Origin of the sequence: Pseudomonas sp. BW7P1 (assembly GCF_024981055.1) — a bacterium.
Lineage (GTDB): Bacteria > Pseudomonadota > Gammaproteobacteria > Pseudomonadales > Pseudomonadaceae > Aquipseudomonas > Aquipseudomonas bananamidigenes.
On record NZ_CP103374.1, the window covers coordinates 5223555 to 5244318 of the forward strand.

Here is a 20764-nt window from a genome sequence, read left to right on the forward strand (position 1 = left end):
AATTGCTTGAAGCGTTATCAGTGCACGTCTTTCCAGTATTCACGCTTGAGCAGGTAGGCGAACACAAAGAAGAACGCCAGGTACAGCAAGACATAAGTACCGATGCGCTGATGTTGCAGCTTAACCGGGTTAGCCGAGTAAGCCAGGAAGGTTACCAGATTCTTGACCTTTTCATCGAACTGCTCTTCGTTCAAGGTGCCGGTTTTCGGCACGATGGTCAGTTGATCGCAAGCTTCATGAGTCAACGGCGTACCGGTCAGCGGATCGAATTGCTTCTTGCCATCCTCGACGATCTGCACCTGTTTGCAACCCACGACCTGACGACCCTGCAGGCCGACCAGCACGTTAGGCATGCCGACATTCGGGAAGACCTTGTTGTTCACGCCCCATGGACGCGCCGGATCTTCATAGAACGAACGCAGATAACCATAAAGCCAGTCGGTACCGCGTACCCGAGCCACCAGAGTCAGGTCCGGCGGGGCGGCGCCAAACCAGGTCTTGGCGTCTGCCGGCTGCATGCCGATGCTCATGTGATCACCGATCTTGGCACCGGTGAACACCAGCTTCTCCAGCATCATTTCGTGCGGAATACCGAGGTCATCGGCAACGCGCTCGTAACGCTGGAATTTGGCGCTGTGGCAACCCATGCAATAGTTCGCAAAAGTGCGTGCACCATCCTGCAGGGCGGCCTTGTCGGAAACGTCGATGTCGACTTTTTCCAGTTCAGGGCCACCATGTTCGGCAGCGAAAGACAGCACAGGCAGAGCAGCAAAAATCAGAGCAAAAAATAACTTTTTCATCAGCCAGTCACCCTTTCCGGAACCGGTTTGGTCTTCTCGAGCCTGGTGTAGAACGGCATCAGAATGAAGTAGGCGAAGTACAGGAAGGTGCAGATCTGCGACACCAGCGTGCGCTCCGGCGTCGGAGCCAGAACCCCCAGAATGCCGAGGATCACGAAGGAAATGCAGAACACCACCAGCCAGATTTTGCTCATCCAGCCTTTGTAACGCATCGACTTGACCGGACTGCGGTCGAGCCATGGCAGGACAAACAGCACTGCAATGGCCGCCCCCATGGCGATAACACCCATGAGCTTGTCAGGAACCGCACGCAAGATCGCGTAGAACGGCGTGAAGTACCAGACCGGCGCGATGTGTTCCGGCGTCTTGAACGGGTTGGCCTGTTCGAAGTTTGGTTTTTCGAGGAAGTAGCCGCCCATTTCCGGGAAGAAGAACACAATGAAACAGAAGATGAACAGGAACACCACGACACCGACAATGTCTTTCACGGTGTAGTACGGATGGAACGCGATGCCGTCCAGCGGAACACCGTTTTCATCCTTGTGCTTCTTGATGTCCACACCGTCCGGGTTGTTCGAACCCACTTCGTGCAGCGCCAGAATGTGCAGCACTACCAGACCCAGGATCACGATCGGCAGAGCGACCACGTGCAGGGCGAAGAAGCGGTTCAGGGTAATCCCGGAAATCAGGTAGTCACCACGAATCCACTGGGTCAGGTCGTTGCCGATGACCGGAATCGCGCCGAACAGCGAGATGATCACCTGGGCGCCCCAGTAAGACATTTGACCCCATGGCAGCAGATATCCCATGAAGGCTTCGGCCATCAGCGCCAGGTAGATCAGCATGCCGAACACCCACACCAGCTCACGGGGTTTCTGGTACGAACCGTAGAGCAGACCACGGAACATGTGCAGATAAACCACGATAAAGAACGCCGAAGCGCCGGTGGAATGGAGCAGACGCAGGATCGAGCCGTACTCGACGTCGCGCATGATGTATTCGACAGAGGCAAACGCCTCTTCCGCCGAAGGGGTGTAACTCATGGTCAGCCAGACACCGGTGACGATCTGATTGACCAGAACGAGCAGCGCCAGCGAGCCGAAGAAATAGAAAAAATTGAAGTTTTTTGGAGCGTAATACTTGCTGAGATGGTCTTCCCACATCTTCGTGGCGGGGAAGCGCGCATCGACCCAATCCATGAACTTGCTCATCACGCTTTCTCCGTATCGACGCCAATGACAATCAGATCATCGGACTCATAGGAATGCGGGGGTACTGGCAGGTTCAAAGGCGCAGGTTGCGACTTGTAGACGCGGCCAGCCAGATCGTAATGGGAACCGTGGCAAGGGCAGAAATAGCCACCTACCCAGTCTTTGCCCAGATCCGCGGGCGCCACTTCGGGACGGAAGGTCGGTGAGCAACCCAGGTGCGTACAGATCCCGATCAGCAGCAGAATCTCCGGCTTGATCGAACGTACTTCAGGGTCGACATAGGTGGGTTGCGTAGAGTTTTTGGAGGTCGGATCGGAGAGCTGGCCTTCGATCTTCTTGAGATTCCCCAGGATTTCCGCGGTACGGCGAACTATGAATACCGGCTGGCCGCGCCATTCAGCAATCATCTGCTGTCCGGGCTCGATTTTGCTGACATTCACTTTCACCGGTGCGCCGGCAGCTTTTGCCTTGGCACTGGGAAACCATGACCCCACGAACGGGACCGCAGCCCCCACCGCTCCTGCAGCACCCACCACGGATGTGGCCGCTACCAGGAAGCGACGCCGGCCTGCATTCACGCCGTCATTGCTCATTCAGTCCTCTCCCATCAGCTTTGTGGCCTGTTAAATCAGGCATCTACTAAATATGAAACAATGTACTTATAAAAATTTTGCCGAATGGTAATGAAAACCCCCAATTCTGACAAGGTAATTACCCGGAGGGCTGGCCCTCAAGCCTTGTAGTATAGGGGGTCTACGAATGTGGCAAGTTGTCACAGCGCAATTATTCGAGAAATCGCACGCATAAAAAAACGCCCGGTTCCGTGAGGAATCGGGCGTTCTTTTTTGAACGTGGAAGCGAAATTAACGCTTCGAGTACTGCGGACGCTTACGCGCTTTACGCAGACCCACTTTCTTACGTTCAACTTCACGGGCGTCGCGAGTGACATAGCCAGCTTTGCGCAGAGCGCTACGCAGGGTTTCGTCGTAGTCCATCAGAGCGCGAGTGATGCCGTGGCGGATTGCGCCAGCCTGACCACTTACACCACCACCGATCACGGTGACGTAGATGTCGAACTTCTCGACAGTCTCGGTCAGCTCCAGCGGCTGACGAACTACCATGCGGGCAGTTTCGCGGCCGAAGAAGGTTTCCAGCGAACGGTTGTTGATGGAGATGTTACCAGTACCCGGACGCAGGAAAACGCGTGCGGTTGCGGTCTTGCGACGGCCAGTGCCGTAATTTTGAGTCGCCGACATAATGAACTATTCCGTTAAATCTTCAGTTCTTGGGGCTGCTGAGCAGTATGAGGGTGTGCAGCGCCCGCATAGACTTTCAGCTTACGGTACATGTCGCGACCCAGCGGGTTCTTAGGCAGCATGCCTTTAACCGCGGTCTCGATCACGCGCTCAGGGGCCTTGGCGATCAGCTTTTCAAAGTTGATCGACTTGATACCGCCCGGGAAACCGGAGTGGGAGTAGTACATTTTGTCGCTGGTTTTGGCACCGGTAACACGTACTTGTTCAGCATTGATCACGACGATGTAGTCGCCGGTGTCAACGTGAGGGGTGTACTCAGGCTTGTGCTTGCCACGCAGACGGCTCGCGATTTCGGTGGCCAGACGACCCAGGGTCTGACCAGCAGCGTCGACGACAAACCAGTCGCGCTTTACTGTTTCCGGTTTAGCAGTAAAAGTTTTCATTCTTTATAGCCTCAGGGGCCGCCTGTAAATAAGACGGCGGATCTTACTGAATAGTGCGTACTTTGACAAGTCAAAGGCAGCCGGATACAGACGCTTTCGGGGGCTCGGGTCGGCGCGTCCGTTCAACGGCAAGATTCTTCGGCGGCGGGGCATCACTTCCACTGCAGAAAGAGGTCGGCAATTATCCAGATTGCGAAAAAATATTCAACCTGCTTTTATGATTGCTTTGCCCAAGGAGCACCCGATGGACTATCGCCAGCTAGGCCGCACCGACCTGAACGTGAGTGCAATCTGCCTCGGCACCATGACCTGGGGCGAGCAAAACACCGAAGCCGAAGCCTTCGCGCAGATCGAGAGAGCCAAGGGCGCCGGGATCAATTTCATCGACACCGCCGAGATGTACCCGGTGCCGCCGAAAGCCGAAACCTACGCCACCACCGAACGTTACATCGGCAATTACTTCAAGAGCCGCGGCGACCGCGCCGACTGGATCCTCGCCAGCAAGATCGCCGGCCCCGGCAACACCATCGACTACATCCGCGACCGCAACCTGCGCCATAACCGCCAGCACATCACCGAAGCAGTGGACGCCAGCCTCAAGCGCCTGCAGACCGATTACATCGACCTGTATCAGTTGCACTGGCCGGAGCGCAGCACCAACTTTTTCGGACAACTGGGCTACAAGCACAAGACCGAAGCCAACCTCACGCCACTCGAAGACACACTCGAAGCGCTCGATGAGCAAGTGAAGGCCGGCAAGATCCGCCATATCGGCCTGTCCAACGAAACGCCGTGGGGCACCATGCGTTTTCTGGCCCTGGCCGAAGCTCGTGGCTGGCCACGCGCGGTGTCGATCCAGAATCCGTACAACCTGCTCAACCGCAGTTTCGAAATCGGCCTGGCGGAAATCGCGATTCGCGAACAGTGCGGTCTGCTCGCCTACTCGCCACTGGCATTCGGCTTTCTGTCGGGCAAGTACGAGGGCGGCGCCCGTCCACCGAAAGGCCGCCTGAGCCTCTACAGCCGCTTCAGCCGCTATTTCAATCCGCAATCGGAAGCAGCCTGCAGCCGTTATGTGGCACTGGCCCGGGAACATGGCCTGGACCCGGCGCAAATGGCTCTGGCCTTCGTCAACCAGCAACCGTTCGTCACCAGCAACATCATCGGTGCGACAACCCTGGAGCAACTGGACAGTAACATCGCCAGTTACTATCTGAACCTCTCGGACGAAGTGCTGACAGGCATCGAGGCGATTCACAAGGATCACCCGAACCCGGCACCGTGATCAGCCGCTAAAAAGCTTCGCGAGCAGGCTCGCTCCCACAGGTACAGCGTGATCCTTGTGGGAGCGAGCCTGCTCGCGAAGGGGCCAGTCAACTCACTGCAAAACTCAAAGCGACCGCGCAATGATTTCTTTCATGATTTCGTTGGTGCCGGCATAGATCCGCTGCACCCGTGCATCCGCCCAGGCACGGGCCACCGGGTATTCCCACATGAAACCGTACCCGCCATGCAGCTGCACGCACTCGTCGAGCACCTTGCATTGCAGGTCGGTGCCCCAGTATTTGGCCATTGCCGCCGTCGGCACATCCAGCTTGCCCTGAAGGTGCAGTTCCAGACAGCGGTCGACGAACACCCGGCCAATCTGAATCTCCGTGGCCATTTCTGCCAGTTTGAAGCGCGTGTTCTGGAAGTCGGCGATGGCCTTGCCGAACGCCTTGCGGTCACGGGTGTAATCCAGCGTCCACTGCAGCGCCGCTTCGGCTGAAGCCAAACCGCCAATCGCCACGGTCAGACGCTCCTGTGGCAACTCCTGCATCAGGTAGGCAAACCCGGCGCCGGCCTGGCCCAACAGGTTTTCCTTTGGCACACGCACGTCCTGGAAGAACAATTCCGACGTGTCCTGTGCCTTCATTCCGACCTTTTCCAGACGTTTACCCTTGTCGAAGCCCGGGGTGCCCGCCTCTACCAGAAACAGACTGGTGCCCTTGGCACCGGCTTTGGGGTCGGTCTTGGCAACCACGATCACCAGATCAGCCAGAAAACCGTTGGTGATGAAAGTCTTCGAGCCGTTGATCACATATTCGTCGCCATCCAGCACCGCCGTGGTCTTGACACCTTGCAGGTCGGAACCGGCGCCAGGCTCGGTCATTGCGATAGCGCTGACCATTTCGCCGGACACCAGCTTCGGCAGGTATTTCTGCTTCAGCGCTTCGCTGCCGTAGTGCAGGATGTAAGGCGCAACGATGTCCGAATGCAGCGAGAAGCCGATTCCGGTCAAACCCAATCGCCCCACTTCCTCGATCACTACGGCGCTGTACAGGAAATCCGCTCCCAGCCCGCCGTACTCCTCCGGCAGGTGCGAGCAGAGCATTCCCGCCTCCCCTGCCTTGTTCCACAGTTTGCGGTCGATGTAGCCTTGCTTTTCCCATTGCCCGTGGAACGGCACGGCCTCTTTTTCAAGGAAAGTCCGCACGCTGTCGCGGAACAATTCGTGCTCGGAGCTGAACAGGGTTCTGGGGATCATGCGACACCTTTTCTTATGAATTGGAGGGATCAGACCTTCAGAGACTAAGCCGCACACCCGATACAGGACACTGGACACATCCGACAAAAAATAAGACGATCCAGCCGTCTGGTGACCACTTTCCCTTATAAAAACAAAAGATGAATTATGTCCAAGCAAGTCTCCACGCCCTTGCGGCGCGTCAGCATCCTGGCGATCGACCGGGTTTTCGCTTCCACCCTCATGCAAGCCAAGGATTTCTTCCACCTGGCCAGCCTGCGTTATGGCAAACAACTGGGCCAGGGTCTGACTCCGGCATTCGAAACCCGCCTGGTCAGCCCCGACGGCAAACCGGTGAACAGCTTCAGTGACGTGGTCATGCCGGTGGACGGCGGCCTGGAAAACACCGATGTCATCATCCTTCCGGCCTTCTGGGACGACTTCGACACCCTGAGCCAGCGTTATCCACAGATCCTGCCCTGGCTGCGTGAGCAACATGCACGCGGCGCCGTGCTCTGCGGCGAGGCCACCGGAGTGTTCTGGCTCGCCGAGGCCGGGTTGCTCAATGGCAAGGAGGCGACCACTTACTGGCGCTTCTTCAATGCCTTTGCCGAGCGTTTTCCGCAGGTTTACCTCAACCAGGACAAGCACCTGACCGATGCAGACAATCTGTATTGCGCCGGTGGCACGACGTCGGCCTGCGATCTTTATATCTATCTGATCGAGCGTTTCTGCGGTGCCAACGTAGCCCAGGCCGTGGCCCGCGACATTCTTTATGAAGTCCAGCGCAGTTACTCACCGGGCCGCATCGGTTTTGGTGGCCAGAAGTTGCACCAGGACGTGATCATCCTGCAGATCCAGCACTGGCTCGAAGAGCATTTCGCCGACAAGTTCCGTTTCGAGGACGTGGCCCGCGAGCACGGCATGAGCATCCGCAATTTCATGCGCCGCTTCCAGACCGCCACCGGTGACAAGCCGCTGCACTACCTGCAACGACTGCGCATCGAAACGGCCAAAGGCCTGTTGTCCGGCAGCCGCAAGAGCATCAAGACCATCAGCTACGAAGTGGGCTACGACGATGCGAGCTTCTTCGCACGCCTGTTCCGTCAGCACACCGAACTGTCGCCGAACCAGTATCGACAGCAGTTCCAGCAAGCGGCCTGACGATTCGACCAGACACAAAAAAGGGCCTGCATCTGCAGGCCCTTTTTATTTGCCGAATCCGCTCAAGGCTTGTGTGCCCGGGACAGGAATTCGTGAGATTGCATCTCCAGCAGACGGCTGAGGGTCCGCTGGAACTCGAACGTCAGGCGCCCGCCGGTGTACAGGTCTTTCAACTCGACTTCGGCAGAAATGATCAGCTTGACGTTACGGTCGTAGAACTCATCGACCATGTTGATGAAGCGTCGGGCGATGTCGTCGGTGGTGACGCTCATCTGTTCTACGCCGCTGAGCAGCACGGCGTGGAAGATCTTGCCTATCTCGATGTAATCGTTCTGGCTGCGCGGGCCATCGCACAGTTCGCGGAAGTCGAACCAGGCCACGTCATCGCAAGTACGCAGGGCGCGGATTTCGCGGTTCTCGATGATCAGCACATCGTTTTCCACGGCCGCCGTGCATTCAGGCGTCAGCGCACGGAAGCTCTTGCGCAGGCTTTCGTGGGCCGCTTCATTGAGCGGAAAGTGGAACAGCTCCGCCTGTTCGAGATGACGCAGACGGTAATCGACGCCGCTGTCGACGTTGACGATCTCGGTGTTCTGCTTGATCAGCGCAATGGCCGGCAGGAAACGCGCGCGCTGCAGGCCATCCTTGTACAGCCCGTCCGGCACGATGTTCGAAGTGGCGACCAGGGTCACGCCATTCTTGAACAGTTCTTCCATCAGCGTGCCGAGGATCATGGCGTCGGTGATGTCGGAGACGAAGAATTCATCGAAGCAGATGACCCGCGACTCCGCCGCAAAACGCTTGGCGATGATGGTCAGCGGATTTTTCTCGCCGCCGAGGGTCTTCATCTCTTCGTGCACACGCTTCATGAAGCGGTGGAAGTGGGTACGGGTCTTTTCCTTGAATGGCAGGGCTTCGAAGAAGGTATCCACCAGATAGGTTTTGCCACGACCCACGCCGCCCCAGAAATACAGGCCCTTGACCGGCGTCTGATCCTTTTTGCCAAACAGCTTGCCCAGCAAACCCGGCTTGTTCTGCTCGGCCGCGATCAGATCGTCGTACAGGCGTTGCAGATGACGCACGGCGGTTTCCTGCGCGGCGTCATGGAAGAAGTCCGGGCGTTTCAGATCAGCTTGATATCGTTCTAGGGGCGTCATAATTCGTTAGCAAGGCAACAAAAACGGGCCGTCACTGTAGCGATGGCCCGTGGGAATGGCAATCGGCCCTTGGTCGGGCCGGCCCGTTGATTATTCCTGAACCGGTGTCAGAGCGATCCGCAGCGCTTTGATCGCTGCATTTCGAGCATCACTGTCTGCGAACACCGGGCCATTCGCAACATGTTCGCGATTCACCCAGACAGAGAAGCTCGTGTTGCGCTCGTCCTGGATGTCATACGCAAGACCCGATTGCAGGGATTTGACGACCGCGCCCGCCGACTTGCCATCCTCGAAACCCAGCGAGCACATCATTTCCTCGCCATCAGCCGAAAGAAGGCGGAAACGGAAGCTGCCGTCGTCTTCGCGGAAGCTGACGAAACGTGCGGCTTTCGCAGCTTTCTTTTTGGTGGTGGCAGCCACTTGCACCTGATTGACGAACGAACGCAGGCCGACCGCTTCACGCAACTCGTTGAGGAACGGAGTGGCGACCGCACGGGCCTTTTTCGCACCGTGCTGCAGGATGTCTTCCAGATCCGCCGGACGCTCGATCAATTGCTGGTAACGCTCGCGAGACTCGCCCAGTTCGTTGTCCAGCAATTGGAACAGGCGGTTCTTCGCCTCGCCCCAACCCAGTCCGCCCAGCAGCTCGCTGCGGAACTCGTCGGCCTGCGCCGGTGTGGCGAACGCCTGGAACAGGGTGAACAGGTGCGAATTGTCCGGATCCTTCGCTTCGCCCGGCGCACGGGAGTCGGTAACGATGCGCGAGATCGCGTCCTTCATGTCCTTGGCACTGGAGAACAGTGGAATGGTGTTGTCGTAGCTCTTGGACATCTTGCGACCGTCCAGCCCCGGCAACGTGGCGACGCTTTCCTCGATCAGCGCTTCGGGCATGGTGAAGAACTCCTTGCCCTGGCCGAACAGATGGTTGAAACGCTGGCCGATGTCACGGGCCATTTCCACGTGCTGGATCTGGTCACGGCCGACCGGCACCTTGTGCGCGTTGAACATCAGGATGTCCGCCGCCATCAGCACCGGGTAGCTGTACAGGCCCATGGTGATGCCGGCATCCGGGTCTTCGCCGGTCTCGATGTTTTTGTCCACCGACGCCTTATAGGCGTGCGCGCGATTGAGCAGGCCCTTGGCAGCGACACAGGTCAGCAGCCAGGTCAGCTCGGGGATTTCCGGAATGTCGGACTGGCGATAGAACGTCACGCGATCCACATCCAGACCACCGGCCAGCCAGGTTGCGGCGATTTCCAGACGCGAGCGCTGGATGCGCAGCGGGTCATCGCACTTGATCAAGGCGTGGTAGTCGGCCAGGAAGTAGAACGAATCGGCGTTCGTGTCACGGCTGGCGACGATCGCCGGGCGGATGGCACCGGCGTAGTTGCCCAGGTGCGGAGTACCGGTGGTAGTGATGCCGGTGAGGATGCGGGTACGGTTCGTCATGGGTAATCGCTTGTCAGACTGCAATCAATTCGAGAGACGCGGCAGGATCAGATCCTTGAGATCGGTCAGCTTGCCATGAAAAAAGTGTCCGCATTCTGCCACTTTCAGCAGCTCATGGGGGCGCTGGAGTTTGTCGGACCATTCGTAGACCAGCTGTGGATCGATCACTTCGTCGGTTTCCGGCTGGATCACGGTCAGTTCGCCCTGTTGCGGCAACTGATCCTGATCGCCCAGGCGCATGACCGCAGGCGCGACCATGAACAGATGCTTGAGCGCTACACCTTGTGCTTCAAGACGACCGCCGAGACTTGCTGCAACAAACCCACCGAAGGAGAAACCGAACAGGGTCAGCGGCAGATCCGGGTGTTTTTCCCGCAGCCACTCGGCGGCGGCCAGTGCGTCATCGACTTCACCGCTGCCCATATCATGGGAGCCTTGGCTGGCACCCACACCGCGGTAGTTGAAACGCAGGGTTATCAGGCCGGCGTCGCGCGCGGTGCGCTGCAGAGTCGAAACGACCTTGTTGAGCATGGTGCCACCCTGCACCGGGTTGGGATGACAGATCAGCGCGATGCCGCGTGGCTGCTCATTGTCCAGATACAAGGATTCAAGTTGACCCACCGGGCCATCAATCACTACAGGGGTTTCACGCATCAGCAAGGAAGGAACTCCGTGACCTCGGATCGGGTCGACTCGTCTAGCAAATTGTCTGTGCCAGTCTATTGCGAGTGAATCGCGGTATACAGCGCAGGTTCGAGCCGTTAACGTAAAGCAAAGCCGTTTATAGAGGAAGGACTCGTGGAACACTCGCTCTTAGTTTGGTTGTTACCGACTCTTGCCCTGGTTGTGGGTGTCGCCATTGGTTTCCTGATCGCCCGCGTTGCGCCGAACGCCGCGCCCAGCCGCACACAGCGTCAACTGGATGATATTCAGGAACGTTTCGACAGTTATCAGAACGAAGTGGTGACCCACTTCAACAGCACCGCCAATCTGGTCAAGAAACTGACCCAGAGTTATCAGGAAGTGCAGGATCACCTCGCCGAGGGCGCCAATCGCCTGGCCCTGGATGAGCAGACCCGTCAGCGTCTTCTGGCCTCTCTGCACTCCGAAGCGGCACAGGCCCCACGGGAGCGCCTGACGCCACCACGGGATCAGGAGCCGCCGCGCGACTATGCGCCGAAGACGCCGAACTCGCCGGGCATGCTCGATGAGCATTACGGCCTGAAGAAGTAATCAGCCTTCGCACCAACAAAAAGCCCCCGGACAATCACTTGTCCGGGGGCTTTTTTGTACCTGACGGTTACGGATACTGCTGAACCGTACCTGGTTGTTGCTGCTGACCACCGTATTGCTGACCCGGGATCGCCTTAAGGTTGACTTCAACGCGGCGGTTCTGCGCCCGGCCATTGACGTCACCGTTGCTGGCGATCGGATTATCCGGGCCGGCGCCACGGGCTGACAGATTGGCACCGCTGACGCCCTGGGAAGTCAGGTAGGTGGCCACGCTCTGCGCACGACGTTGGGACAGGTCCATGTTGTGCTGACGGCTGCCAGTGCTGTCGGTGTAGCCGACGATTTCGATCTGGTTCTGGTTGAACTCCTTGAGCGAGTTGGCCAGGTTGTTCAGCGGTTGGTAGAAGCTCGGCGCGATGTTCGCCGAGTCAGTGGCGAAGGTGATGTTGCCCGGCATGATCAGCTTGATCTGATCGCCCTGACGCTGCACTTCAACCCCGGTGTTGGCCATGCTGGCGCGCAGCTTTTTCTCCTGCTGGTCGGCGTAGTAGCCGTAACCGGCAGCAGAAGCACCGACAACGGCAGCGCCGATCAAGGCGCCCTTGCCGCGGTTGTTGTGGTCGATGGCGGCACCGGCCAGTGCGCCGGCCAGTGCTCCCAGGCCACCGTACTTGGCGGTTTTGCTCATGCCCTGGGAGCCACCGTCAGCCTGACCCTGATTGTCATACGGGTTGGGCGAGGCGCAGCCGGACAAAACGGCCACGGCAGTAGCGACAATAATCAAACGACGCGTGGTGAACATGGAGAGCTCCTACTTTTCTGCATTCTGTGGTGCAACGGCGGTTTGGCAATGGACCATTGCGGGCGTTGGATCATGACAATGCACAAAAATTCCGCCGGGCACTCGTGACAAAATGTTTAGGCGCGCACGAACGGATTTTCCCGCATTTCATCACCCAGACGCGTGTCCGGGCCATGTCCGGCCACAACGGTCGCGTCCTCGTCCAATGTGTACAGCCGCTGCTTGATCGATCGCACGATGGTCGCCTGATCGCCGCCCCACAAATCCGTGCGCCCTACTCCGCGCCGGAACAATGTGTCACCGGCAATCAACAGCTTAGCCTCGGAAAACCAAAAGCTCATGGAACCGGGTGTATGCCCCGGCGTGTGCAGCGCCACGCCGCAGCCGCAGGCCAGCTCTTCATCATCGCTGAGCCAGCGATCCGGTGATGGCACCGGGGTATAAGGCACACCGAACATCTGGCATTGCATCTCCAGGTTGTCCCACAGGAATTGATCTTCTTTATGCAGGTGCAGGGTTGCACCGGTTTTCTCCTTCATCTGACCGGAGGCGAGAAAATGATCGAGATGCGCATGGGTGTGGATGATGCTCACCACTTTCAGACCCAGTGCATCGAGGCGCGCCATAATCAGATCGGGATTGCCTCCCGGATCGACGACGATGGCTTTTTTGGTGATTGGGTCTCCGATGATGGTGCAGTTGCACTGCAAAGGACCGACGGGGAAGGTTTCTCGGATAAGCACGGGGCTGGAAACGGACATAGAGATCCTGGACAAACGGCAAGTGGGCTTGCTTCAGGATTCTACTTCACATGCCGATATAGATCGCCCGGACAGTAATTTGACGCCATTAATCAGAAAGATAGTGGCCCAATGATGTCAAATGCATTGTTTCTGGTGCAAAATCGCATTTTTTGTAGCGGTCGTATCCAGGAAGGGCCGCAGCGCACCCAGGAAATCCCGCATGCCAACGCCCAAGACGTATTCATTAAGCCTCCCAGCGTCACTGACCGGCAACGCCAAGGTCGACAGTATTATTTCCGGAACATACTGGTTTGGCTCCAACTGGAAGCCGCTCGGGCCGACCAATCTCAGCTATAGCTTCATGGCGCCCGGCACTTCTTATTTCGCCATCAACTACAGCCCTGACAACGAATACAATGCACTGTATGAACTGACACAAGGTCAAAAGACAGCAGCGATCAATGCACTTAACACGTGGAGTGCTGTCGCCAATCTGAACTTCACCTTGACCAGCGATACCCTGAACAACGTCGGTGATTTGCGCTTCGGTGGTTATCGCTTGATGGATGACAAAACCGCTGCCTGGGCCTACTTTCCGGCCAACAGCCCTGCTGGCGGTGACGTATGGATAGGTCCGCAGACAAATGACCCCAATCCATCCAAAGGCACTTATGACTTCTTGACGTTTGTGCATGAAATCGGTCATGCCCTGGGCCTCAAACACCCATTCGATTTCAGTGCAACCAACAGCACGCTGCTGGATCCCTCACTGGACGATGTCCATTTCACGGTGATGAGTTACAACAGTAACTATTCCTACCAGCCCACTACTCCCATGGTGCTCGATATCGTCGCGATTCAGAGCCTGTACGGCGTTAACATGCTTTGGCAGACCGGCGACAATGTGTACAAATGGGATGCAAACCAATCGATCTTCGAGACCATTTGGGATGCAGGCGGTAACGACACCATCGATGCAAGCAACCAGCTGGCAGCTGTCAGCATCGACCTGAATGAAGGGGCCTATAGCCAGATTGGCAAGTCGTTCACCAATCTGAACAACCAGACCGCCATCAATAACGGGCTCGCCATCGCCTATGGAGCCAAGATTGAAAACGCCATTGGGTCGCAGTTCAACGACTCGCTGGTCGGTAATGCGCTCAACAATTCGCTCTATGGTGGTGCCGGGGCCGATACGATGGATGGCGGTGATGGTAGCGATATCTATTACGTTGACAACATCGGTGACGTTGTCACCGAAACAAGTACTTCGCTCAGCGATACCGATTGGGTTTTCTCCAGCGTCGATTTCACGTTGGGCGCCAACATCGAGAACCTGACGCTGACAGACTCAGGCAATCTCAACGGTACCGGCAACGATCTGAATAACATTCTGACTGGTAACGCCGGCAACAACATTCTCACCGGCAATGCCGGCAATGACTTCCTCGACGGCAAGGCCGGCGCCGACACCATGATCGGCGGTGATGGCAGCGACACCTACTATGTCGACAACGTCAGCGATGTGGTGATCGAGACCAGTACCTCGCTCACCGATCTCGACCGGGTGTACACCTTCATCGACTACACCCTGGGCGCCAACCTGGAGAACATCCTGCTCAGCGGCAACGGCAACATCAACGGCACCGGCAACGAGCTGAACAACCGCATGACCGGCAACGCCGGCAACAACGTCTTCGACGGCAAGGGTGGCGCCGACATCATGATCGGCAACGGTGGCAGCGACACTTACTATGTCGACAACGTCGGCGATCAGGTCATCGAACTCGAAGCCTCGCTCACCGATGTTGACCAAGTGTTTTCGTCCATTGACTACACCCTTGGCACCAATGTCGAGAACCTGACCCTGCTGGGCAGCGCCAACCTCAATGGCAACGGCAATGAGCTGAACAATGTGCTGACCGGCAACGCCGGCAACAACATTCTCACCGGCAATGCCGGCAATGACTTCCTCGATGGCAAGGCCGGCGCCGACACCATGATCGGCGGTGATGGCAGCGACACCTACTACGTCGACAACATCGGCGATGTGGTGATCGAGACCAGTACCTCGCTCACCGATCTCGATCGGGTCTTTACCTCCATCGACTACACCCTGGGCGCCAACCTGGAGAACATCCTGCTCAGCGGCAACGGCAACATCAACGGCACCGGCAACGAGCTGAACAACCGCATGACCGGCAACGCCGGCGACAACGTCTTCGACGGCAAGGGTGGCGCCGACATCATGATCGGCAACGGCGGCAGCGACACTTACTACGTCGACAACGTCGGCGATCAGGTCATCGAACTCGAAGCCTCGCTCACCGACATTGACCGGGTCTTCTCCTCCATCGATTACACCCTGGCCACCAACGTGGAGAACCTGGCCCTGCTGGGCAACGCCAACCTCAATGGCAACGGCAATGAGCTGAACAATGTGCTGACCGGCAACGCCGGCAACAACTTCCTCGATGGCAAGGCCGGCGCCGACACCATGATCGGCGGTGATGGCAGCGACACCTACTACGTCGACAACATCGGCGATGTGGTGATCGAGACCAGTACCTCGCTCACCGATCTCGACCGGGTCTTTACCTCCATCGACTACACCCTGGGCGCCAACCTGGAGAACATCCTGCTCAGCGGCAACGGCAACATCAACGGCACCGGCAACGAGCTGAACAACCGCATGACCGGCAACGCCGGCAACAACGTCTTCGACGGCAAGGGTGGCGCCGACATCATGATCGGCAACGGTGGCAGCGACACTTACTATGTCGACAACGTCGGCGATCAGGTCATCGAACTCGAAGCCTCGCTCACCGATGTTGACCAAGTGTTTTCGTCCATTGACTACACCCTTGGCACCAATGTCGAGAACCTGACCCTGCTGGGCAGCGCCAACCTCAATGGCAACGGCAATGAGCTGAACAATGTGCTGACCGGCAACGCCGGCAACAACATTCTCACCGGCAATGCCGGCAATGACTTCCTCGATGGCAAGGCCGGCGCCGACACCATGATCGGCGGTGATGGCAGCGACACCTACTACGTCGACAACATCGGCGATGTGGTGATCGAGACCAGTACCTCGCTCACCGATCTCGACCGGGTGTACACCTTCATCGACTACACCCTGGGCGCCAACCTGGAGAACATCCTCCTCAGCGGCAACGGCAACATCAACGGCACCGGCAACGAGCTGAACAACCGCATGACCGGCAACGCCGGCGACAACGTCTTCGACGGCAAGGGTGGCGCCGACATCATGATCGGCAACGGCGGCAGCGACACTTACTACGTCGACAACGTCGGCGATCAGGTCATCGAACTCGAAGCCTCGCTCACCGACATTGACCGGGTCTTCTCCTCCATCGATTACACCCTGGCCACCAACGTGGAGAACCTGGCCCTGCTGGGCAACGCCAACCTCAATGGCAACGGCAATGAGCTGAACAATGTGCTGACCGGCAACGCCGGCAACAACTTCCTCGATGGCAAGGCCGGCGCCGACACCATGATCGGCGGTGATGGCAGCGACACCTACTACGTCGACAACATCGGCGATGTGGTGATCGAGACCAGTACCTCGCTCACCGATCTCGATCGGGTCTTTACCTCCATCGACTACACCCTGGGCGCCAACCTGGAGAACATCCTGCTCAGCGGCAACGGCAACATCAACGGCACCGGCAACGAGCTGAACAACCGCATGACCGGCAACGCCGGCAACAACGTCTTCGACGGCAAGGGTGGCGCCGACATCATGATCGGCAACGGTGGCAGCGACACTTACTATGTCGACAACGTCGGCGATCAGGTCATCGAACTCGAAGCCTCGCTCACCGATGTTGACCAAGTGTTTTCGTCCATTGACTACACCCTTGGCACCAATGTCGAGAACCTGACCCTGCTGGGCAGCGCCAACCTCAATGGCAACGGCAATGAGCTGAACAATGTGCTGACCGGCAACGCCGGCAACAACATTCTCACCGGCAATGCCGGCAATGACTTCCTCGATGGCAAGGCCGGCGCCGACACCATGATCGGCGGTGATGGCAGCGACACCTACTACGTCGACAACATCGGCGATGTGGTGATCGAGACCAGTACCTCGCTCACCGATCTCGATCGGGTCTTTACCTCCATCGACTACACCCTGGGCGCCAACCTGGAGAACATCCTGCTCAGCGGCAACGGCAACATCAACGGCACCGGCAACGAGCTGAACAACCGCATGACCGGCAACGCCGGCGACAACGTCTTCGACGGCAAGGGTGGCGCCGACATCATGATCGGCAACGGCGGCAGCGACACTTACTACGTCGACAACGTCGGCGATCAGGTCATCGAACTCGAAGCCTCGCTCACCGACATTGACCGGGTCTTCTCCTCCATCGATTACACCCTGGCCACCAACGTGGAGAACCTGGCCCTGCTGGGCAACGCCAACCTCAATGGCAACGGCAATGAGCTGAACAATGTGCTGACCGGCAACGCCGGCAACAACTTCCTCGATGGCAAGGCCGGCGCCGACACCATGATCGGCGGTGATGGCAGCGACACCTACTACGTCGACAACATCGGCGATGTGGTGATCGAGACCAGTACCTCGCTCACCGATCTCGATCGGGTCTTTACCTCCATCGACTACACGCTGGGTGCCAACCTGGAGAACATAATTCTCACCGGTAATGCAAACATCAATGGCGTGGGCAATGAACTGAACAATCGTATGACCGGCAATGCCGGTAATAATCAACTCAACGGCGGAGACGGCAACGACACACTGATAGGTGGATTCGGAGTAGACACCATGACAGGTGGCAATGGCGCAGACGTGTTTATGTACAGCACGTGGAGTGAAACGGGTGTGGGCAGCCTGCGTGACATCATCACCGATTTCAGCAGCCTGCAAGGCGACAAAATCGACTTGAGAATGTTCGATGCCAACTTGCAGCAGAGTGGCCTCAACAGTTTCTCTTTCATCGGATCTGCCCAGTTCACCGGCGCGGGTCAACTGCGCTTCGTCGATCACGTATTGTCGGGCAACGTAAGTGGCAACGCCGGTGCGGATTTCGAAATCCAACTGGTAGGTGTAAACAGCTTCAGCGCCAACGACCTGGTAGCCTGACTCGATCTTCCCGGCCTGCCCCCAGGCCGGGCACAGACAAAAAAACGCCCCGATTGATTCGGGGCTTTTTTGTTTGTGCCGGTTGGAGCTACGCTCTAAGTCAAGACGCCCATCGCCTTGGCCCGCGCAACCGCCTGGGTGCGCCGCTCGACGCCAAGCTTACTGTTGATATGGCTGGCATGGGTTTTCACCGTGTGCAACGAGATGAACAGTTGCTCGCTGATTTCCTGATTCGAGCAACCTTGGGCAATCAACCGCAAGACGGCGAGCTCCCGGCTGCTGAGCTGTTCAGTGGCGGCAGACTCCACAATGGAGCGAGCCGGCGCCTGCGGAAAGTGCTCCAGCAATTGCTGACCGACAGCTGTCGGTGCAGTCAGCGACAATTGCCCGCGCAGCCAGTCCGCATGTTCCCTGACCAGCGCGTCGAAGGGTTGCAGGACACCGCCGGTAGCCGCCTCCAGTGCCTGACTCAACGCCTTTCGGGCTTCAGCTTCGCGCCCACCCGCCAACAGCAATGCCACTTTTTGCGTCAGCGCCATCACGCTGAGTAGCTGTCGTCCAGTTTGTTGGCCATTCTCCAGCAGCGCGTTCAGCCGCCCCTCAGCGAGCATCGGTTGTCCCTGTATAACGTCCAGTAACGCCCGTTGCAGTTCGACGTGCAACGGCAACTGCGGATGAAATTCCGGCGGAGCTGCAGCCCGTTCCCCCGTGTAAGTCTGCCCCAGCCGTGCCAGCCAGGCCTCGGCCAGGTCAATCCGCCCCTGTGCCAGCCACAGCTCGCATTTGACCAACGTAATCATCGCCAGATAGTAGATCGGCGGAACGTCCCAGATGTGCATCAGACGCTCGGCTTCGGCCAGCTCGGCAAAGGCCCTTGCGCAGTCGCCGCTGCTGCCATCAAGTCGAGCGATAACGCAATGGCCGATCAACACGCTGATATCCCGACAGGCCCGTGCTTCGCTCAAACCCGCCTGTAATCGCTGGCGCGCCGCTTCGGGCTGCAAGCGCATAGCCAACAGAAATCCCTCGTACAGCGTCAGCCGTGCACGCACGGCATACAAGCGCTGGGCCGATAATCCGCGCAGGCGCTCAAGGCCCTGTTGCACTTCATCGAGCGAGCGCACAATTTCCCCGCGCGCTTGCAAGACCCGGGCGCGGTCGTAGTGGGCCAGTGCCTCGAACAGCGGATTGCCGACCCGCTGCGCCAGCTCCAGAGATTCTCGGTTCAAGCCTCGTGCACGCCACAGATCACCATCGGCAATCGCCAGGTTGGACAAGGTCGACAGGCACATCAGACGCTGGCCATAACGCTTGGCCGGCAGGCTCTCCAGTGCTTCGCTGCAATATTCGATGGTCTGTTCGCGATGCCCTCGGCCACGGGCGATGATGCCTTTGAGCGCCAGCCATTGGGCCAGCATGGATTTCTGTGCGGTAGCCGACGGCGCCGGCAGAAACCGGCTCAGGTGACTGGCCAGCTCCTCGGCCGCATCGAGCTGGCATGCCAGCCCCAGCGCCCAGCTGTACAACACGATCAGGCGCGGCGTGCTGATCAGCAGGCTATCGGGCAAGTCCATTTTCCAGCGCAGCAACATGCCGACATTCTGCTCGGCCAGCAGTTGTTCCTCGGACAGGTTCTGTACCAGGTTCGCCGCCACATCCAGATGCCCTGCACGCAGCGCCTGTTCCACGGCCTCGTCCAGCAAGCCCTGAGCATTGAACCAGCGACAGGCACGCAGGTGCAGCGTAGCGACAGGAACCACCGCCCGAGCGATTGGCCGACTGCGCAACAGATCGGAAAACAGATGGTGATAGCGATACCAGTGCCCATGCTCGTCCAGCGGCACCAGAAACACCTGATGCGCCAACAGGAAGCGCAGAATCTCGGCGCTGTCGTGAGATTCGCGCACCGCATCGCACAGCTCGCTGCAAAAACGTTCCTGCGGCGCGGTGTCGTAGAGGAACGCCTGCACCTCGGCCGGCAGGCAATCGATGACCTCTTCGAGCAGGTAATCGCGGATCAACCCTTCCCCGCTGTTCAAGGCCTGAGGCAACGCCGCCTCGCTTCCAGCCTCGGCCACCGCCAGCAGCCAGAAACGCAAACCGGCGACCCAGCCTTCACTGCGCTGGATCAGGTTTTCCAGGGCCTCGCCGCGTAGCGAGCTGCTGTGGCGATCGAGCAGGGTCAGGGCTTCGTCGTGAGTCAGGCGCAAATCCTGCTCATGCAGTTCCAGCAACTGTCGCGATAACCGCAGGCGGGCGAGATGCCAGTCCGGCCGCTGACGGCTGGTGACCATGACCAGCAAACCATCCGGCAAGTGATTGAGGAAAAATTGCAGGCAGCGATCGAGTACCGGCCCTTGGGCAAGGTGGTAGTCGTCCAGTACCAATAACAGCGGCGAGGTCGGTTGCAGGTGCAGTGCCAACTCATCGAGCAGGCCATCGAGCCATTCCTCGAAGGCGAACGGCTGATGACGCTGGCGCATTTTCAGCAGCCCGAGTGCGCGGCTGCCGAGTCCCGGGAAGTAAGCCTGCAGGCCTTCGAGCAGACGCTCGAGAAATCGCCCCGGGTCGCTGTCCCGGGCGCTCAGTCCCAGCCACAGGCTTTGCCAGTGTCCCGGCAGACTTTGACAGAACTCCACGGCCAGCGAGCTCTTGCCGAACCCCGCCGGGGCGCAGACCAGCAACAGACGCCCACCCAGCCCGGCTTGCAGGCGCTCACACAGACGTGGTCGCAATACATGACCATCAGGCAACGGAGGGCGAAAAAAACGCCCGTCCAATGCCGTGACGGCAACGCTTGCAGGACCCGGAAGCGGGGACAGATCAGTCATGGCCGGCTCTTGTTCGAATGGCTGTTGGCGGC

The 20764-nt window shown here is 58.3% G+C and carries 16 protein-coding genes; 4 read left to right on the forward strand and 12 right to left on the reverse strand.

All coding sequences use genetic code 11. The features are described from left to right. Nucleotides 1-17: 17 nt before the first annotated feature. The 5 genes from NWV16_RS23475 to rplM all read right to left on the reverse strand — a co-directional run bounded on the left by NWV16_RS23475 (nt 18) and on the right by rplM (nt 3710). A complete protein-coding gene (locus tag NWV16_RS23475) occupies nt 18-800 on the reverse strand; it encodes a cytochrome c1 (RefSeq protein WP_065261494.1) in 783 nt (260 codons plus the stop codon). Further along, the gene (locus NWV16_RS23480; RefSeq protein WP_065261493.1) at nt 800-2011 is read right to left on the reverse strand and encodes a cytochrome b; all 1212 of its coding nucleotides are present in this window, start codon (nt 2009-2011) and stop codon (nt 800-802) included. Before NWV16_RS23480 ends, NWV16_RS23475 begins: the two co-directional genes overlap by 1 nt. After that, nucleotides 2011-2604, reverse strand: coding sequence for a ubiquinol-cytochrome c reductase iron-sulfur subunit (gene petA, locus NWV16_RS23485; protein WP_065261492.1), 594 nt, complete (start codon nt 2602-2604; stop codon nt 2011-2013). The genes NWV16_RS23480 and petA overlap by 1 nt, the downstream gene beginning before the upstream one ends. Before the next feature lie 270 nt (nt 2605-2874). Beyond that, entirely contained in the window at nt 2875-3267 is a 393-nt protein-coding gene (gene rpsI, locus NWV16_RS23490; RefSeq protein ID WP_065261675.1) for a 30S ribosomal protein S9, read from the reverse strand. Nucleotides 3268-3281: 14 nt separating this feature from the next. Then, nucleotides 3282-3710, reverse strand: a complete 429-nt coding sequence (gene rplM, locus NWV16_RS23495; protein ID WP_013789889.1) for a 50S ribosomal protein L13 — start codon at nt 3708-3710, stop codon at nt 3282-3284. Nucleotides 3711-3954: 244 nt separating this feature from the next. Between rplM and NWV16_RS23500 the strand changes: the two genes are divergently transcribed. Beyond that, on the forward strand, nt 3955-4995 hold the full coding sequence (locus NWV16_RS23500) for an NADP(H)-dependent aldo-keto reductase (RefSeq protein ID WP_260520946.1): 1041 nt from the start codon (nt 3955-3957) through the stop codon (nt 4993-4995). Between the two features lie 105 nt (nt 4996-5100). On the opposite strand, the gene NWV16_RS23505 is transcribed toward NWV16_RS23500, so the two are convergent. Continuing rightward, a complete protein-coding gene (locus NWV16_RS23505; RefSeq protein WP_260520947.1) occupies nt 5101-6237 on the reverse strand; it encodes an acyl-CoA dehydrogenase family protein in 1137 nt (378 codons plus the stop codon). A gap of 246 nt (nt 6238-6483) precedes the next feature. Here NWV16_RS23505 and NWV16_RS23510 point away from each other — a divergent pair, with 246 nt between their 5' ends. Then, entirely contained in the window at nt 6484-7380 is an 897-nt protein-coding gene (locus NWV16_RS23510) for a GlxA family transcriptional regulator (protein ID WP_176704507.1), read from the forward strand. Between the two features lie 62 nt (nt 7381-7442). Here NWV16_RS23510 and zapE read toward each other — a convergent pair whose 3' ends face one another. The 3 genes from zapE to NWV16_RS23525 form a co-directional block, all read right to left on the reverse strand. Further along, nucleotides 7443-8537 (reverse strand): cell division protein ZapE, encoded by a 1095-nt coding sequence (gene zapE, locus NWV16_RS23515; RefSeq protein ID WP_065261678.1) that lies wholly within the window; start codon nt 8535-8537, stop codon nt 7443-7445. 90 nt (nt 8538-8627) lie between these two features. Continuing rightward, a complete protein-coding gene (locus tag NWV16_RS23520) occupies nt 8628-9986 on the reverse strand; it encodes a tryptophan--tRNA ligase (RefSeq protein WP_260520948.1) in 1359 nt (452 codons plus the stop codon). A gap of 24 nt (nt 9987-10010) precedes the next feature. Next, nucleotides 10011-10640, reverse strand: coding sequence for an alpha/beta hydrolase (locus NWV16_RS23525; RefSeq protein WP_260523579.1), 630 nt, complete (start codon nt 10638-10640; stop codon nt 10011-10013). Between the two features lie 144 nt (nt 10641-10784). Between NWV16_RS23525 and NWV16_RS23530 the strand changes: the two genes are divergently transcribed. Continuing rightward, on the forward strand, nt 10785-11219 hold the full coding sequence (locus tag NWV16_RS23530; protein ID WP_039766275.1) for a YhcB family protein: 435 nt from the start codon (nt 10785-10787) through the stop codon (nt 11217-11219). 67 nt (nt 11220-11286) lie between these two features. Here NWV16_RS23530 and NWV16_RS23535 read toward each other — a convergent pair whose 3' ends face one another. Then, nucleotides 11287-12021, reverse strand: a complete 735-nt coding sequence (locus tag NWV16_RS23535; RefSeq protein ID WP_065261680.1) for an OmpA family protein — start codon at nt 12019-12021, stop codon at nt 11287-11289. Between the two features lie 116 nt (nt 12022-12137). Next, nucleotides 12138-12782, reverse strand: a complete 645-nt coding sequence (locus NWV16_RS23540; RefSeq protein ID WP_260520949.1) for an MBL fold metallo-hydrolase — start codon at nt 12780-12782, stop codon at nt 12138-12140. 202 nt (nt 12783-12984) lie between these two features. Here NWV16_RS23540 and NWV16_RS23545 point away from each other — a divergent pair, with 202 nt between their 5' ends. Next, nucleotides 12985-17901, forward strand: a complete 4917-nt coding sequence (locus NWV16_RS23545; RefSeq protein WP_260520950.1) for a M10 family metallopeptidase C-terminal domain-containing protein — start codon at nt 12985-12987, stop codon at nt 17899-17901. A 95-nt stretch (nt 17902-17996) separates the two neighbouring features. On the opposite strand, the gene NWV16_RS23550 is transcribed toward NWV16_RS23545, so the two are convergent. Further along, nucleotides 17997-20732: a LuxR C-terminal-related transcriptional regulator gene (locus NWV16_RS23550; RefSeq protein WP_260520951.1), complete on the reverse strand. Its 2736-nt coding sequence runs from the start codon at nt 20730-20732 to the stop codon at nt 17997-17999. Nucleotides 20733-20764: the final 32 nt, after the last annotated feature.